General features: G+C 71.5%; 13 protein-coding genes. 2 read left to right on the forward strand and 11 right to left on the reverse strand.

What is annotated here, in order from left to right; genetic code table 11:
• Positions 1–75: 75 nt before the first annotated feature.
• The 9 genes from OG718_RS47495 to OG718_RS47535 form a co-directional block, all read right to left on the reverse strand.
• Entirely contained in the window at positions 76–1,320 is a 1,245-nt protein-coding gene (locus tag OG718_RS47495) for a type III PLP-dependent enzyme (RefSeq protein ID WP_328847101.1), read from the reverse strand.
• On the reverse strand, positions 1,317–3,209 hold the full coding sequence (locus tag OG718_RS47500; RefSeq protein WP_328847102.1) for an IucA/IucC family protein: 1,893 nt from the start codon (positions 3,207–3,209) through the stop codon (positions 1,317–1,319). Before OG718_RS47500 ends, OG718_RS47495 begins: the two co-directional genes overlap by 4 nt.
• Positions 3,197–4,399: an MFS transporter gene (locus OG718_RS47505; RefSeq protein ID WP_143633799.1), complete on the reverse strand. Its 1,203-nt coding sequence runs from the start codon at positions 4,397–4,399 to the stop codon at positions 3,197–3,199. Before OG718_RS47505 ends, OG718_RS47500 begins: the two co-directional genes overlap by 13 nt.
• On the reverse strand, positions 4,396–6,135 hold the full coding sequence (locus OG718_RS47510; RefSeq protein WP_260694937.1) for an IucA/IucC family protein: 1,740 nt from the start codon (positions 6,133–6,135) through the stop codon (positions 4,396–4,398). Before OG718_RS47510 ends, OG718_RS47505 begins: the two co-directional genes overlap by 4 nt.
• Positions 6,136–6,257: 122 nt before the next feature.
• Entirely contained in the window at positions 6,258–7,439 is a 1,182-nt protein-coding gene (locus OG718_RS47515) for an ATP-grasp domain-containing protein (RefSeq protein ID WP_143633803.1), read from the reverse strand.
• 79 nt (positions 7,440–7,518) lie between these two features.
• Positions 7,519–8,538 (reverse strand): ABC transporter substrate-binding protein, encoded by a 1,020-nt coding sequence (locus OG718_RS47520; RefSeq protein WP_328847103.1) that lies wholly within the window; start codon positions 8,536–8,538, stop codon positions 7,519–7,521.
• A 101-nt stretch (positions 8,539–8,639) separates the two neighbouring features.
• Entirely contained in the window at positions 8,640–9,455 is an 816-nt protein-coding gene (locus OG718_RS47525; RefSeq protein ID WP_143633807.1) for an ABC transporter ATP-binding protein, read from the reverse strand.
• Positions 9,452–10,495: a FecCD family ABC transporter permease gene (locus OG718_RS47530; RefSeq protein WP_328847104.1), complete on the reverse strand. Its 1,044-nt coding sequence runs from the start codon at positions 10,493–10,495 to the stop codon at positions 9,452–9,454. The genes OG718_RS47525 and OG718_RS47530 overlap by 4 nt, the downstream gene beginning before the upstream one ends.
• Positions 10,492–11,541, reverse strand: coding sequence for a FecCD family ABC transporter permease (locus OG718_RS47535; RefSeq protein WP_143633811.1), 1,050 nt, complete (start codon positions 11,539–11,541; stop codon positions 10,492–10,494). Before OG718_RS47535 ends, OG718_RS47530 begins: the two co-directional genes overlap by 4 nt.
• Positions 11,542–11,695: 154 nt before the next feature.
• Between OG718_RS47535 and OG718_RS47540 the strand changes: the two genes are divergently transcribed.
• Positions 11,696–12,550, forward strand: a complete 855-nt coding sequence (locus OG718_RS47540) for a (2Fe-2S)-binding protein (RefSeq protein WP_328847105.1) — start codon at positions 11,696–11,698, stop codon at positions 12,548–12,550.
• Positions 12,551–12,714: 164 nt separating this feature from the next.
• Positions 12,715–13,077 (forward strand): VOC family protein, encoded by a 363-nt coding sequence (locus OG718_RS47545; RefSeq protein ID WP_143633815.1) that lies wholly within the window; start codon positions 12,715–12,717, stop codon positions 13,075–13,077.
• Between the two features lie 4 nt (positions 13,078–13,081).
• Here the strand turns inward: OG718_RS47545 and OG718_RS47550 are convergent, their stop codons facing one another.
• Both OG718_RS47550 and OG718_RS47555 read right to left on the reverse strand, forming a co-directional pair.
• Positions 13,082–15,067 carry an N-acetylmuramoyl-L-alanine amidase gene (locus tag OG718_RS47550; RefSeq protein ID WP_328847106.1) on the reverse strand — a complete coding sequence of 662 codons (1,986 nt, stop codon included), beginning with the start codon at positions 15,065–15,067 and terminating at the stop codon, positions 13,082–13,084.
• 313 nt (positions 15,068–15,380) lie between these two features.
• On the reverse strand, positions 15,381–16,523 hold the full coding sequence (locus OG718_RS47555) for an aminoglycoside phosphotransferase family protein (protein ID WP_143633819.1): 1,143 nt from the start codon (positions 16,521–16,523) through the stop codon (positions 15,381–15,383).
• Positions 16,524–16,709 lie beyond the last annotated feature (186 nt).

Raw genomic sequence — 16,709 nt, forward strand, 5'->3', positions numbered from 1 at the left:
GAACCACTGCCGGACGGCGGGACGACGTTCAGGGCGATCGCCGGGCGGAGACAGGCCTGGGGCGGGTGCGAAGCCCTAGCCCGGCACCTCCTCACCCCCGACCGATTCGGTGTCCACGCTGTCCAGGAAGTGGAACCCGGGCCGTGGGTGCATGAGGAAGTCGTGGTGGGAGATGTTCCACGCGTAGGCGCCCGCCAGTGCGAACGCCACGCGGTCTCCCGCCCTCAGCCCCGGTGCCCGGACGTTCCTGGCCAGGACGTCCTTCGGAGTGCACAACTGGCCCGTGAGCGTGATGAGTTCGCGTCTTGCTGCCGGCCGCGGCCAGGGATGTGGCCAGTCCTCCACCGCAAGCGTGGTGCAGGGCTGGTCGTGCCCCTTGGTCGCCGGAGTGCGCATATGGTGCGTGCCACCGCGCACCACGGCGAACTCCTCGCCGTGACTCTGCTTCACGTCCAGCACCTCGGTGGCGTACCAGCCGCAGTACGCGGTCAGCGCCCGCCCCGGCTCGATACGCAACGTCAGATCCGGGTACCGGCAGGCGAGTTCGGCGAGCCCTTCGCCGTAGGTGACCCAGTCGAAGCGGCCCTCGGGAGCGGCGTAGTCGACCGTCATCCCCCCGCCGACGTTCACCTCTGCGAGCCGTACCCCGTGCCGTTCGGCCAGTTCCACGGCCCAGTTCACGATGGACGAGGCCACCGCGAGCTGCTCCGGAGCCCGGAGCCCACTGGCCAAGTGGGCGTGAACGCCCCGGAGTTCGAGGTGCGGATACGTGCCGTCGGTGAGCAGACGGACCACCGCGTCCGCCTCGGACGGGTCGAGGCCGAAGGGTGTGGGACGGCCGCCCATCGCCAGCGAACTCGCGGCCAACGAGCCGGATGCCACAGGGAGGTTGAAGCGCGGAAGGACCGCGACCGAGGTGTCGGGCGCGACCTGCCGGGCCAGTTCGGCCAGCATGTGCAGCTCGTACTCGCTCTCCACATGAAAACGCTCCACGCCCCGTTCCAGCGCGGTCGTGATCTCGGCGGGCGTCTTGCCCGGACCGCCGAAGGCCAGCGGGCGGCCCGGAACAGCCTTGGCGACATGGGCGAGTTCGCCGCCCGACGCGACCTCGTAGCCGTCCACGTACGGACCCAGCGCGGCCAGGATCTCCGGCTCCGGGTTGGCCTTGGCCGCGTAGTAGAGCTCGACCCGCTCGGGCAGGGCGGCCCGCACGTTCGCGGCGTGGTCGCGCAGCGCCGCCAAGTCGTAGACGTAGGCCGGGAGTTCGCCGGAGGGCAGGGAGAGCAGCCGATCCCGTACGGCTGCGGTGGGGATGGTCATCGAGTACTCCCGGTCGTGTGGCGCAGGATGTCCTCGCCGAGCGGAGAGGGCAGACGGACGTATCCGGCCTCGCGGTCGGCCTTGCGCTCCCAGCGGGTGAGCAGGTTCGCCTTGGCGGGCAGCGGCACTCCGGCGAGCAGCGCGGCCAGCGGCGGCGGGCAGCCGTACCGGTCGGCGTACGTCCGGAGGGTGAGGCGAACCTCCGCCCACAGCGCGGCCTCGGCATGGGGGTGCAGGTCGGCGAGCGCGGCGAGCAGCTCCGCGACGTGGTTCACGAGCAGGCAGTAGACGACCCGGTCCCAGCCGCGCTGCGCGTCGTACGTCATCGGGCCCGCGACCTCGGGCGGCAGCGAGGCGAGGGTCTCGGCGTGATGCTCGGGCACGAGCTTGGTGCCCTCCAGGTCGCGGAAGAGGACCTGGGCGGGCATGCCGTCGCCGTCGACGCAGATCAGCACGTTCTGCAGATGGGGTTCCAGCACCAGACCGTGGTCGAAGTAGGCGGCGAGCACCGGCGGTACGAGCAGCCTGAGGTAGGCCGACCACCAGTCGAGCGCGGCCCGTGGACCGGCGCCGTCGAGGAGGCGGGAGACGTGCGCGGGACTCGTCGGGTACTCGTCCGCGACGGCCGCCGCGAGCAGCGGGGTGGTGCCGGGCAGGAGGTGCCGGGTCAGGCCCTCGCGGACGATGACGCCGAAGCCTTCGAGCAGTTCGCGGTCCGGGGTGCCGTCCGGGCCGGGCAGGGCGAGGCTGCGGTACGCGGGCTCGCGGAGCACCGCGCTGCCGGGGAAGCGCTCGGCCAGGTCGGCCAGGGCCGGACCCAGGACACGGGTGAGCGCGACGGCGCCGGACAGCTCGTAACTCGCGTTCTTGCGCAGGCAGTTGGTGATCCGGACGTTCAGGCTGAACTTCAGGAACGACTCGCCGTCGTACAGCGTCCGCACGGATGCGGTGGCGGCGAAGGGCCTGCCGCCCGGGCCGAGGTCGAGGACGTCCCCGCGCCCGAGGGCCGCGCGCAGCGTCGGGTGCTCGCGGAGCATCGCGTACTGCCAGGGGTGCGCGGGCAGCAGCCGGTAGCCGTCGGGCACGTCGGCACCGTCCGTTCCGTCCCGCCGGCCAGCCCGGTCCCGCCGGTCGATCGCGTCCAGGGCGCCGGGTTCCGCGGTCTCCTCGGCGATCAGGTGTTCGCGCACGACCAGGTGGCGCAGGGGGAAGGTCGCGCCGGCCTCCGGCGAGTAGGCGAGCCAGGAGTCCGCGTCCCCGGTGCGCGCCTTGGGCGTGGGGTGGAACCGGTGCCCGAACAGCAGCGCCTGCTCGGACACGAGGTAGGCGGCGACGGGCGAAGCCGGCGGCACCGAGGCCGTCCCCGCCCGTACGGGGGTCGCGCTCGGGTCGGCCCCCGCCCGTACCGGGATCGCGCTCGGGTCGGTCCCGGCCTGCACGGGGAGAGCACTCGGGCCGTTCCCGGTGCGTACGGCGAGAGAGGCGGCGATGGTTCGGTGGCTGGAGTCGACCTGTTCCAGGAACTCCTCGTTGCGCACACCGGTACGCAGGGACAACTCGTCCTGCGTGTACTCGGCCAGCCGTCGCCAGCCGACCACGTTCCAGTCGCCGTCGGCCGTCTGTTCGCTCACCGGGCCGGCGAAGCGGTGCGCGCCGAGCAGCGACGTACGGCGCAGGCCGACCCGCAGCAGCACACCGCGGCGGGGGAGCCGCAGCAGCAGATGGCCGTCGGTGAAGGCGGTCTGGCGCTCGGGCGCCGACACCTCGCGCAGCAGACAGTTGAGGAGCGTGTGCGCCACGGCCTCGTCGGGGGACGGGAGTTCGGCCTGCGCGGTGGGAGCGGCGGTGGAGGTGGGGGTGCTACCGAGCGACTCGGTCAGCGAGGGCATGTGTGGCTCCAGCGGGTGCAAAGAGAGCGGAGGATGGTCGCGCATACGGTGATCAGTGCGACGGCCGCGCCGGTCAGTAAGGGTGCGGTCGGGCCGTAGCGGGCGCTGCCCGCCGCCGCGGCCACGCCGGCGGCGACCGCGCCGGCCTTGGAGAAGAACTCCAGCGAGCCGAACAGCCCACCGGGGGAACGGCCCTTGACGCAGTCGGCGGCCAGCACCGACAGACACACCAGGCCGAGCGTCAGCCCCACGCCGAGGATCAGCCGTACGCCGATCAGGGTGGCGAGGGAGTCGGCCACGCTGTGTGCGGCCAGTCCGATCGCGACGCAGATGAAGCCGATCGCGATCCCGGCCCGGGGACGGTCCCGGAAGGCGGTGTGTACGGGCATGGCGGTTATCAGGTAACAGAGGTGGGGGAGCGCGAACAGCACGCCGGACAGCGTCGGTGACGCGCCGGGTATTCGCTCCTCGACCAGCGAGATGAGGTACGGGAAGGAGATGACGGTGGAGAAGACGAAGGTGAACTCAAGCGCGTACAGGGAGCGCAGGGCCGCCGCCGGGACGGGCTCGGCAGTCCCAGTCACCTCCGTCAAGTCGGCCTCCTCCGCCTGTGGTTCGGGCAGGGCGGCGAGCAACAGGGCGGCGGCCAGTGGGAGAAGGGCGAGCAGCGCGTACTGGCGATGGGGTGACAGCCAGGACGACAGGGAGCCGACGACGATCGGGGCGACGACCAGGGCCGCCCGCGCGCTGCCGTGCATCAGCGTGAGCGCCCTGGACAGGTGGGGCCCTTCCAGCGCGGCGCCGAGGTAGCCGTTGGACGCCGCGAACGTGCCGCCGAGGATGCCCTGCAACACCAGCGCCGCGGTGAACGTGCCGAGCGAATCGGCCCACCCCGCGAGCAGGAACGCGACGGCGAGCCCCAACTGGGCCCGCAGCAACAGCCGTTTTCGACCGAAGCGGTCCGCGAGCCGGCCCCACAGGGGAGCGCCCAGCGCGCCGAACACGGTGGGCACGACATACAGCAGACCCGCCCAGCGAGCCGTCCGGTCGCCGAGCTCCGGCAGGATCTCGGTGAGGAAGGGCGGCAGTCCCAGTGCCGCGAACGAGGCCACGAAGTAGCAGCCCGCGACGGCGTGCACGTGCCGGGGGCCGAACCCGGGGCGGGGCATCCGCAGGACCTCGGCGGTCATGCCGAAGCCCCGGTGTGCAGAAGGTAGTTGGGGCCGGTCGTGTAGTGCTTGTTGATGTCCGCAGCCCCCGAACGTTCCTTGGTGAGCAGGGTTCCCGCGGTGACCATCGCCTTGACGGGCAGGCGGGGCGAGTCCAGCACCTGGGCCCGCAGTACGGCACCGGGCTCGCCCGTTCCTGTCCCCAGCCGCTCGATCGATTCGGCGAGCCGGTTGCGTACGAGTCGCAGCAGTACCGGAAGCGGAGCGCGACCGTGCCGGGCGAGCCCGAACGCGTAGGCGCCCGCGCACAGATGGACCGTGATGGTGGTGAACAGGTCGACGACCGGCCGGTCGCTCTCGCCGAAGGTCCGGGCGTCGACGAAGTCATGCGGCCCGGGAGCCTTGTCACCCGACAGTGGGCCCAACCGCTCGCGCAGCCGTGCCGCGTTGATTCGTGGACCGTCGTTGTCCTTCAACAGCAGCCGCAGCCGCGTGCTGCCGTCGGCTCGCCGGTCGAGGACGAGCGAGATGTTCTGCTGGTGCGACTCCAGCGCGATCCCGTAGCCGAACAGCGTGGTCTGCCAGTCGAAGAGCAGGGTGAGCCAGGCGTCCAGCAGGGCGAGTGCCTCGCCGCCGTAGAAGCGGTCGGCCAGGTGGTCGACGACCAGCCGGCCGCCGGGTGCCTCGGCGAGCAGCGCGGCCATCGGCACGACCACGGAGTCCTGGAGACCGGCGGGGTAGCGCCGGAACAGCGCGGCGAGCAGTTCATGCCCGGCGTGCGCGTACACGGTCTCGTCTGCGTGCAGGATCGTCTCCCGGAAGCGGGGCTCGCGGGCGACGACACGCTCGATCAGACGCTGGCCCGCGGCTCCGTCGACGAGTGTCCCGGGCTTGATGGTCCGCCTGTTGCGCAGCCCCAACGTGGCCGTGGCCAAGGGGAGTTTGACATGCAGCAGCGGGTCGGCGGACAGGGCTACGGTACGCATCGACAGGGTCGGCACGGCTTCTGGGTGAGCGCGGTCGGCGAGCACCGCGCGGTCCGCCAGACCGGTGGCACGCAGGGCCCTTTCCAGCGGGGCGCCGACGGTCAACGGGTGTACGGGCAGGGCCACATGCGTACGGTCGAGCTCCCCAAGCCCGAGCAGCGCGGGCGTGGGCCAGCGGTCCGGAACCGTGCCGCTGACCGACTCCCGGGGTACGGCGAGCCAGCGCAGCGCAAGGCGGGGATGGAACTCCGGCGCGTACGCCCGCAGTTGAGACTCGGTGAGCCCGGAGCGGCCGCGTGCCGTGGGGTAGACGGGATGATCGTGGTGGGCGGCGAGAGTGTCGAACGCCAGCCCGGCCGTCAGCCCGGTCCAGTCGGCCGGGTCAGCACCATGAAGGTCCGTCAGCCGCTCGGTGACGTCTGACCGGGCCGAGGAGTGCAGCCGCATGGTGGCCAGCGTCTGACGGCACTCCTCCGCGAAGGCGTCGAACCCGTCCTGGTCGACGGGGTCGGCCAGGACGCGCAGCGCGCCGAGGACCTTGTCGCATGTCTCGTACGGGACAGGCGAGGCTCCCTCGGATTCCCCGACGAGCAGCGGCAGTCGGGCCGCCAACTCGCACTGGAACCCGTCCTCGACGACGGGCAGCAGGAGGAACCCCCCTTGTCCGTCGGCCCGTTGCAGCCAGGCGCCGTCCGTCCGATGTACGAGTGTGCTGTGTGTGCGCAGGCCGACGACGTCCTCACGCAGCAGAGCGCTGAGCACCCGGATCACCAACTCGCTCCGGGCGGCGTCCTCCGGATGCGCGCCGTACCCGCCGCCGGTGTCGCCAGTCTCGCCTGTGCCGCCTGTGCCGCCTGTGCCGAATGTGTCGCCGGCCGTCGCGGTCGGGGCCGTCACGGCTGGATCTCCCACCGCTGCTCGGCCAGGAACTCGGCCACCGCCTTGTCCACGGCCTCCTGGTCGGTTCCCATCGCCCGCAGCACGCCCAGGTAGTCGCGATTGGTGCGATACACCTCCTGCCGCTCGCCGACCTCCCGGAGCGGACGGTAGGTCAACCGCACTCCATCGACGACCAGTTCCGCGGCAGCGGGGGCGGCGGTCAGCGTCCCGGCGCTCTCGGCGCAGGGGTACTCCAGGCGTGCCGCGCCGTCACGACGTGCGCCCAGGTCCGCGGGCAGGCGCTCACCCAGATGCGTACGCAGGATGTGCTCGAAGAGCGGGATCTCCAGCAGGCGGGCCAGCAGCAGATCGCACTGGTCGCCGATGGCGCGGTAGTTGACCTCGATGATCCGCGCCCGGCCCTCGTGGACCACGAACTCGGTGTGGCAGGCGCCGAATCCCACGCCGAGCGCGTCGAGTTGGGCCAGCACCTGGTCGACGACCGGTGCGGGGTGGGCCGCGACGAACGTCAGCCCCTCCTCGATGAAGTACGGCGGTGGTGACACCCTGGTGTGGAAACCGCCCAGGACGTGGCGGACATGGCCGTCGCCGAGCGTCTCCAGGGTGTACAGCTCGCCGGGCAGGTACTCCTCGACGACCAGAGCGGCCCCCGGGCGACGGCTCCGGATCTCCGTGCAGCGCGCCACCAGTTCCTCGGGACCGTCCACGAGTACGACGTCCTCGCTGGCCACGCCCTCGCGCGGCTTGACGACACACGGGTACGGGAGGTCGAGCGCGGTCAGGCCGGCGAGATCGGTGACTTCGGTCGACCACACGGTGTCCGCGCCGACGGAGGTGAGATGACGACGCATCTCGGCCTTGTCCTTGGTGCGCAGCGTGACCCACCAGTCCTTGCCGGACAGGCCGAAGTAGTCGGCGGCCAGGGCGGCCTGGGTCTGCAGATGGTCGCTGTTGGTGAAGACCGCGTCGGGGCGGTGATGAGTCGATATGCGGGTGACGACGGCACGGAAGTCGCGTACGTCGCACTCCAGGATCTCGATCTCCGGACACACGTTCCGGTGGGCGTCCGGCTGGTCGGTGAGGAGCGTGATGTCCAGGCCGAGCCGTGCCGCGGCGGGCAGAAATCCTTCGGTGACGGAGTCGGTCGGGTTGAGGGCCAGTAGATACATACGCATGCGAGAGAGCAACTTCCGCTCGTGGGTGGGGGGTGAGGGGCGGGCCCCGGGACGGCGGGCCCGCCCCCTGCGGCGGGAGCTACTTCTTCGGGAGCTCCACGCCGGTGGCCTTCGCCACGTCCGCGAGCATCTGTTCGGCGGCCTGGACTCCGATGCCGGACATCCAGGTCTCGTCCGGCACCTCGAAGACCTTGTCGTTCTTGACGGCGGCGAGGTCCTTCCAGACCGGGTTGGAGACGACGTCCTTCTTCTGGGTCTTGTCCTCGGCGTCGGCGGCGGTGACGAAGATCAGGTCGGCGTCCGCCTGGTCGATCTGCTCGGGGCTGACGTCCTTCATCGTGACCTCCGGGTCGTCGGAGATCTGCGTCTTCGGGCGCTGGAGGCCGATGTCGTTCAGGACGACGCCGCTGTAGGAGTTGGACTGGTAGAGGCGGGTGGGCCCGGCGATGAATCGCACGACGGACGCGGTCGGTGCGGTGCCGCCGTCCTTCTTCTTGATGGCCTCACCGAGCGCCTTGGCCCGCGTCTCGTACTCCTTGAGCTTCGCGGCCGCCTCGGTCTCCAGACCGAGCGCCTCGGCGTGGACCTTCAGGTTCTCCTTCCAGACACCGCCGGTGGTCTCGGTGAAGACGGTCGGGGCGATGGCGCTCAGCTTGTCGTAGACCTTCTCGTGCCGGACCTTGGAGGACAGGATCAGGTCGGGCCTGAGCGAGGCGATCAGTTCGAGGTTCGGCTCAAGGAGCGGACCCACATCCTTCGTGCCGTCCAACTCGCCCTTCAGGTACGCCGGGAAGCCGCCCTCGGTCTTGAAGTGCGGGGCGACCGCGCCGACCGGGTCGATGCCCAGCAGGGTGACGTCGTCGAGCTCACCGGTGTCGAGCACGACCACGCGCTTCGGCTGGGCGGGGATCTTGACGTCGCCCATCACGGTCTTGAGGGTGCGCGGGAACGCGGCGCCGTCCGCGGCGGGCTTCGCCGCGCTGCTCGTGCCGGACGAGTCGTCGCTGCCGCAGGCGGCCAGCACGGCGGTTCCGAGCACGACGGCGAGCAGCAGCGAGAGGAGCCTGCCGATTCCGCGCAGGGGAGATCGCTTGAGCATGGGGGGTTCGTCCTTCTTGTAGGTGTGCCTCACGGGTGCGCGGACGACCAGGTGTGGTCCGTACACACGCCATGAGCGGTGGCGCGGGTGTGCGCGGTGGGTCAGGCGGTCGTGGCGGCGTGCCGTATCGCGCTGCTCCTGGGGACGACCAGCGGTGTGCCGGTCTCCGGGTCGGGGATGACGCGGCAGTCCACGTCGAACACGGATCTGACCAGCTCCGCGTCGAGCACGTCGGCCGGTGGGCCGGCGGCGGCGAGGCGGCCGTCCTTGAGGACCACCATGTGGTCCGCGTAGCGGGCGGCCTGTCCGAGGTCGTGCAGCACCATCACCACGGTGCGGCCGGCCTCGGCGTGCAGGGCGGCGACCAGGTCGAGGACGTCCAGCTGGTGCCGCAGATCGAGGAAGGTGGTCGGCTCGTCGAGCAGCAGCAGTTCGGTGTCCTGGGCGAGTGCCAGCGCGATCCAGGCGCGCTGCCGTTGACCGCCGGAGAGCTGGTCCACGGGCTGGTCGCGCAGCCCGGCGGTACCGGTGCGTTCCAGCGCCTCCTCCACCGCCTTCTGGTCGGCCGTCGACCAGGGGCTGAGCAGCCGTTGATGGGGATAGCGGCCCAGTCGTACGAGCGCTTCGACGGTGATTGCCTCCGGGGTGACCGGCTGCTGCGGAAGCAGGCCCATCCGGCGGGCGAGCGTCCGCGCGGAGAGCCGGTGGATGTCGGCGCCGTCCAGGGCCACGGTTCCGGCGGCCGGCGCGAGCAGCCGGCTCAGACCGCGCAACAGGGTGGACTTGCCACAGGCGTTGGGGCCGACGATCGCGGTGACCGAGCCGCCGGGGAGCGTCAGGTCGAGGCCGCCGACCACGAGCCGGTCGCCGTAGCGCAGGTCCAGCCCCTGCGTGGACAGTTGGTTGGTCGTGCTCATGCGTGGCTCCTGTGGACGGGCTTGCTCTGACGGAACATCAGCACCAGCAGCAAGGGGGCGCCGAGGGTGGCGGTGACCGCTCCGACCGGCAGGCCGTTCACCGGCACGAGGTGCTGCACCACGAGGTCGGAGGCGAGCAGCAGTACGGCTCCGGTGAGGGAACCCAGCGCCAGGGTGGCGGCGGTCGGCGGGCCGGTGACGAACCGCACGATGTGCGGCACGGCCAGCGCCACGAAGGTCACGGGACCGGCGAGCGCGGCGGCCAGTGAGGCCAACGTGACCGCCAGGAAGAGGAATTGGAGCCGTGCGGTGGAGGTGTTGAGCCCCAGCGCTCCTGCCGATTCGTCGCCCAGGTCGAGCACGGCCAGCCTTCGGTGCAGGACGAGGGCGACGGCCAGCACGAGCACCATGGCGGCGCCCGCGCCCCACACCTCGGCCCACGTGCGCCCGTACACCGAGCCGGTGGTCCACTGCAGTGCCGAGCCGGCCAGCTCGGCCGGGAAACGCACGATCATCAGGTTCACCGCGGCGGCCAGACCCGCCTGGACCGCGAGCCCGGTGAGCACGAGCCGGGCGACGGCGAGCCCGGAGCGCCACGCGAAGACCCCGAGGAGCAGGGCTGCCACCAGGCCGCCGGCCAGCGCGCCGACCGGGATCAGCGTCTGTGAGGCACCGGCCGCGAGCAGCGCGACCGCGCCGAGTGACGCACCCCCTGTCACACCCATGACATCGGGGGAGGCCAGGGGATTGCGGAACAACCGTTGCAGAACGCACCCGGCCGCGCCGAGTCCGGCACCGGCGACGATGGCGGCGACCGCCCGCGGAGCGCGGAACTCGCGCACCACGAGTACATCACCCGGGTCACCGGCGCCGACCAGCGCCCGCAGCGCGGTGGCCGCGGGGATCCGCATCTCGCCCGTCGCCAGAGAGACGGTCAGCAGTACGAAGAGGGCGGCGAGACCGCAGACGCCGAACACCAGGACACGCCTGCGCGTCCGGGACGCGGCGCGTCCTGCGAGGGCCGTGTACGTAAGGGTCATCGGGCCACCTTCCGGGCCAGGAGCGCCAGCAGCGGCGCGCCCAGGAACGCGGTCACGATGCCGACTTCGAGCTCGGAAGGGCGTACGACCAGCCGTCCCAGGACATCGGCGGCGAGCAGCAGCAGCGGACCCGCGACCAGGCAGCCGGGTACCAACAGCCGGTGGTCACTGCCGAGCAGCGGGCGTACGAGATGGGGCGCGGCGAGGCCGATGAAGGCGACGGGCCCGGCCACGGCGACCGCCGACCCGGCGAGCAGGACGACGGCGATGCCCCCGGCCAGCCGGATCCGTGCCACCGGCACACCCAGCGCCTGGGCCGAATCGTCGCCCAGCGCAAGGGCGTTGAGGGCGGGCGAGACGGCCAGCGCGAGGAGCAGACCGAGCACGAGCGTCGGCAGAACGGGCCAGAGCACGTCGAGCGTGCGACCGGCGAGCGATCCGGCCAGCCAGAAGCGGGCCTCGTCCAGGGTGCGCTGACTGGCCAGCATCACCGCGGACGTCCAGGACAGCAGCACGAGTTGGAGCACGGTGCCGCCGAGCGCGAGCCGTACGGGATCGATGTCACCGGCCCGTCGCGCCAGCGCCTGGGCGAACACCGCGGCGCCCGCCGCACCCGCGAACGCGAACCACATGTACTCGGCAGGGCTGTTGAGGTGCAGCACGAAGATGGCGACGACGACCGCGAAGCCCGCACCGGCGTTGATGCCGAGGGTCGTCGGCGAGGCCAGTGGATTGCGCGTGATCCCTTGCGCGACCGCCCCGGCGACCCCGAGCGCGGCACCCACCGCCAGCCCGATGACGGTACGCGGCAGCCGCAGTCCCGTCACCACGAGCGCGTCGCGTCCACGGGCGTCGCCGAACAGCGCGTCGGCCACGGTCGACAGGGGCACGGAGCGGGCTCCGAGGGCAAGGCTCAGGGCGGCGCAGAGCGCGAGGGCTCCGACGCCGAGGAGGAACACGGGTATGTGCCGCAGGGCACGCGGGGGCACACCCGTAGGTGCGGCCCGTTGGGTCACAGTCACGGTACGTGAGCTTAGGTTAGGCATGCTTTACTTTTCAACCAGCTGTGGAGGGGCTGTGACGTGCGCCTCCCTTGATCGTTGCTTCAGGGAGTGCGGTCACGCGCTACTGTCGGCGATCTCTATACTAAGGTAAGCCTTACCTGCTTTGCTCGCTTCGCCCTCATGCACAGGAGTACCGATGACCGTGGCCGTGGAGACTCTGTCGACCGGTGCGGCCACGTCCGTGTCCCGTCTGCTCGCGGACACGTACCGGCAACTGGGCGAGGTGTGCGAGGCGTTGACCGTGCGAGTCGCCGACCCGGGTCAGGCGGTCACCCGAATGGGCGTCAGTGGCGCGGAGTTGACGAAGGATCAGGAGGCCATGGAGGCCTTCCTCCTGGCCGAGACCGCCCGCATCCAGGACCGCTACGACCACACTCCGCGCCGGGACGTCGCCGCCTCGCGAGCCCTTCACGACTACGCGTGGTCCGTCGGGCTGCTGATGAGCGGCGTCTGGTACCTCACGGGCCGGGTGCCGCGTATCCACCCCGAAGACGTACGGCTCGACCTGACGACCGGCGTGTTCGAGGTCAGCCCCCGCGCGGATCTGACCTGCCTCCCGGGCGACCCGGCCGCCGCGCTCCCCGGCGCCCTGACTGCCCCTCACGAGGAGGCCCTGCGTGCCGAGTTGAGGGTGGCCGTCGCCGATCACATGGAACCGCTGCTCTCCGCGATCGCCCCGCACATCCGGCGCGGCCCGCGCGCCCTGTGGGGCATGGTCACCGACGACCTCGTCTCCGGCATCTGGTACCTCGGGCGCATGCTCGGCCAGGAGCTCGACGCCGTCCGGGCGGCCACCGCGCTCCTGCCCTCGGCCGTCGCCCCCTTCCCCGGCGGAGCCGACTTCCGCCACCTCACCGGCAGCGACGGCCGACAGCACCCGACCCGCACCCGCATGGGCTGCTGCCTCTACTACACGATCCGCCCCGCCGAGGCCTGTGCCACCTGCCCCCGCACCTGCGACGCCGAACGGCTGCGCCGGATCGAGGGCTGAGCCCGGTCACGCACCCGGCTCCATCCACGCCCGCCCCCGTCACGAGGTGGCCGTCCGCAGCACGTCGGCCCGCGATACCCGAGCCGCACGGCGGGCGCCCGCGTTCCGTCCCGCGTACGGTGGCTTGAGGCGGCGGGCACATGTCTCACGACAGGAGACGCGCGATGAGCGGCGAACCCACCTTCTTCGAAATCGGCGTGGCCGACCCCGAGCGGGGCCGCGCCTTCTACGGATCCCTCCTCGGCTGGACCTTCGAACCCGGCACGTCCGAAGGCGGAGGCTTCGCCATCACCACCGACGGAGTGCCGGGCGGAATGCACGGCGGCGACGCCGGAGCCTCCCCCTATCTCTTCTTCCGGGTGGACGACCTCGACGCCGCCGTCGCCCGGGTCCGTGAACTGGGCGGCACGGTGGAGGACCTGGGCGACGGCGGCGACAGCGAGGAGTCGGCCGCCCGGTTCGGCCGCTTCAAGCTGTGCCGCGACGACCAGGGCTCCGCCTTCGGACTCCACGAACCGCCGAAGTGACTCGCTACGAGGCCGACGGCACCACCCGTACGTCGGCGGCACGTACGTACGCCACCCGGTGCCCGAACTGGATCTCGTAGTACATGTCCTTGCCGCGCACCACCCGGTGCGGTGTCGTGTCGAAGGTCGGCGCGTAGAAGTACTCGCCCGGCACCTTGTCGCCCGCCGAGTACTTCTGCCCCTTCAGCAGCTTGTACGGCAGGGGCGAGACGTCCTGGACGGGCACGCCCGCCGGATAGGCCGCCTTCTCCGGGTACGCGCGTCCGTACACCGGGATCTCGGCCGGCCCGGCCTTCGGTGTCACGACGGGGCCGGTCGCGTTCACCGCTGTCGGCTGCTTCGCCGGGTTCTTGAACCAGGCCTTCTGACCGAGGTACCAGATCGCGGTCCAGTCGCCGTCGCGCCCGGCGACCGCGTACCGCTGGCCCGTGGAGACACGCGAACCCACGTCGTTCACATCGATCGTGGAGTCCTCGCCCTTGGGCCGCAGACCGATGTCCTTGACGAGCGGCGCGTCCGAGCGCGGCTGGGTGTGCAGCCGTACGGCGCTGGAACCGTGCGCCGCGCACGGCTCGCCCTTGGTGACGCAACCCGTGAACTTCGGCTTGTGCTTGCCGAATTGGGGCAGCACGGTCACGAGCCCGCCCTTCGATCCCGGGGCGGCGTGCAGCGGCTTGCCGAGCAGGGTGAAGTAGTGCTGCCAGTCCCAGTACGGGCCCGGGTCCGTGTGCATCCCTGGGATGTTCGCCGTCGTCGTTCCCGGCACGGTGTCGTGGCCGAGGATGTGCTGCCGGTCCAGCGGGATGCCGTACTTCTTCGCCAGATATGTCACCAGCCGCGCCGACGACCGGTACATCGCCTCCGTGTACCAGGCGTCCGGTGCCGCGAGGAACCCCTCGTGCTCCAGGCCGATCGACTTGGCGTTCACGTACCAGTTGCCCGCGTGCCAGGCGACGTCCTTGGCCTTCACATGCTGGGCGATGTGCCCGTCGGTGGAGCGCAGGGTGTACTGCCACGACACATAGGTGGGGTCCTGCACCATGTTGAGGACGCCTTCCCAGGCGCCCTCCGTGTCGTGGACGACGATGTACTTGATGCTCTGGGACTTGGGGCGGTTGCCGAGATCGTGGTTGCCGTAGTCGCCGTCGCCGAACTCCTCGTACGGCGCCGGGATCCACTCGCAGGACACGGTCGCCGGGCACTCGGTGCCGGCCGCGCGGGCCGCCCGCAGTCCCGCCTTGTCCAACTGCCGGGTGACGGACCGCAGTTCAGGCTGTGCCGCGAGTGCGACCTGCTGGCCCTCGTCCGTCGTACGGTGTCCTCCCCGGCGGATCACGTCGAAGACGTCGTCGGCGTACGTCGCCGCCGTCGCCGTGTCGTCGGCGCCCGAGTAGCGTGCCACCGCCCCGTACCAGTCGGCCGCGTCGTCGCTCAGCGGCTCGCCGAGCTGCTTCTGGGCGGCGGCCAGCAGCGCGGCACCGCCGGCCACATTGGCGGCCGCGTCCGTACGCAGCCGCTCCGCGGGGATGCCGGTGAGTTCGGCCGCCTTCGTCAGCGTCTTGAGACGGGCGGGGAGCCGGGTGTTCTCCGGGACCTTGGTCCGGGGGAGCAGCGGCGCGCGTGAGCCGTCGCCGCGCGCGTCCTCCGTACCCTCGCTGTGGTGCGGTGCCACCGTGCGGGCGATCGCGGTGCGGGCGTCGGTCAGGTGCATGGGACCGTAGCCACCGGTGACGCTCGGGGCTCCGCCGTGCGCGTCCCAGCGGGACTGCAGGTAGGAGACGGCCAGGAGCACGTTCCGCGGTACGTGGTACTGGGCGGCCGCGTCCGTGAACGCGCTCTGCAGACGCGCGGAGGACGCCTGGGCGCCGCCGCCGGACGGGGCGGCGCCGAGCAGTGGCAGCAGCAGGGCCGCCGAGGCGAGGGCACCGGCCGTCCTGCGTGCGCGTCTGTGCCCGATGGAGGGGCTGGAGTCGGTGGGGGATCCTCGCAAAGCAGGCCTCCTGGGACGATCGGTCGCGATGGTGCGTGCGGGGCCGGGCGTGCGTCAGTGGTACCGACTCCCCGACGATCCGTCAATCATGCCCAGAGACGGTCGATTTCCCATGTCAGCGGCGGGTGTCGCGGGTTTCGCGGCGACTGCGGCCCGGCCTGCGGGGCGTCAGTGGAGTGGACCTGTGGCCTGTTCGGGTGAACGTTCCTCAGCGGAGGGGCGTCGGGCGCGCGTGGCTGCCCGACACTACGTTCGACATGACGAAGGTCCGCGATGCGCCCTGTCGCAGGCGCACCGCGGACCACCATCCCCGTCAGCGAGTGCCGACCGCCGCTCGGACGGCCCTGCGGGCCATCTGGCAGTCGTCGTGCAGCCGCCTCAACAGCAGCCGTTGTTCCTCGCCGGACGGCGCAGCACCCGGGTGGGCCGGTCCCGGTGCCGCCGGGGTCGTCTCGTGCATCGACCGCTGCACGGCCGTCTCGTACGTACGGATCTCCCTGGTGACGACGAGCATGAGGTTCACCAGGAACGCGTCGCGCGCCGCCGGTCCCGCCGACTGCGCGAGCTGACTGATCTGCCGCCGGGCGACGGGCGCGTCCCCGAGGACCGCCCACAGCGTCGCCAGGTCGTACCCCGGCAGATACCAGCCCGCATGCTCCCAGTCCACCAGCACTGGACCGGCCGGTGACAGGAGAATGTTGGACAGGAGAGCGTCGCCGTGGCAGAACTGGCCCATGCCCTGGCGGCCCGCCGAGTGCGCGATGCCGTGCACCAGCTTCTGCAGATCGCCCATGTCCCGGTCGGTGAGCAACCCCAGCTCGTGATACCGGGAGATCCGGGCCGCGTAGTCCAGCGGGGCGTCGAACGTCCCCGCCGGCGGCCGCCACGCGTTGAGCCGGCAGATCGCGCCGAGCGCCGCTCTGACGTCCGCGCGCGGCGGGGACTCCGCCGGGTGCCGCTGCAGCGCCGCCACCCGTCCCGGCATCCGCTCGATCACCAGTGTGCAGTTGTCCGGGTCCGCCGCGATCAGGCGCGGCACCCGCACCGGGGGCCGGTGCCGCACGAACGAGCGGTACGCCGCTATTTCATGACGGATCCGCTCGGTCCACACCGGGGAGTGGTCCAGTAAACACTTGGCGACGGCGGTGCTGCGCCCTGTCGTGCCGACAAGGAGCACGGAGCGGCCGCTGCGGCGCAGCACCTGCACCGGAGAGAACTCCGGACAGATCCGGTGCACCGACGCGATCGCCGTGCGCAGCTGCGCCCCCTGGGGGCCGGACAAGTCGAGTCTCCCGCTGAGCGGTTGGGTGCCGAGCCCCGGCACGCGCCGTGACCGACCGGCACCGAGCACGGGAGCCGCCCCCGGACGTGCGGGGTCGAGGTATGGGCCGCTGCCGACCGGGCGGGCGTGCAGTGACCGGGGCGGAGCGGACACGGAGGACGATGCTGCGTACATGGGCGAAACAGATCCCTTCGTGTGCCTGCGAGTTGCTGCGCTACCCGCCCCGGCCGCCCTGGTGCACCCTGGGGAGTGTTCCTTCGGCAACCGGGTCGGGGTGGCGCTTTCCTACCTGACACCCGATGCCCAGTGGCACACCATCTGGCGTGCCCTGGCGAACCCTGGCGAATAGTCGCTCAGCAA

Source organism: Streptomyces sp. NBC_00258 (assembly GCF_036182465.1).
In the GTDB taxonomy this organism is placed as follows: domain Bacteria; phylum Actinomycetota; class Actinomycetes; order Streptomycetales; family Streptomycetaceae; genus Streptomyces.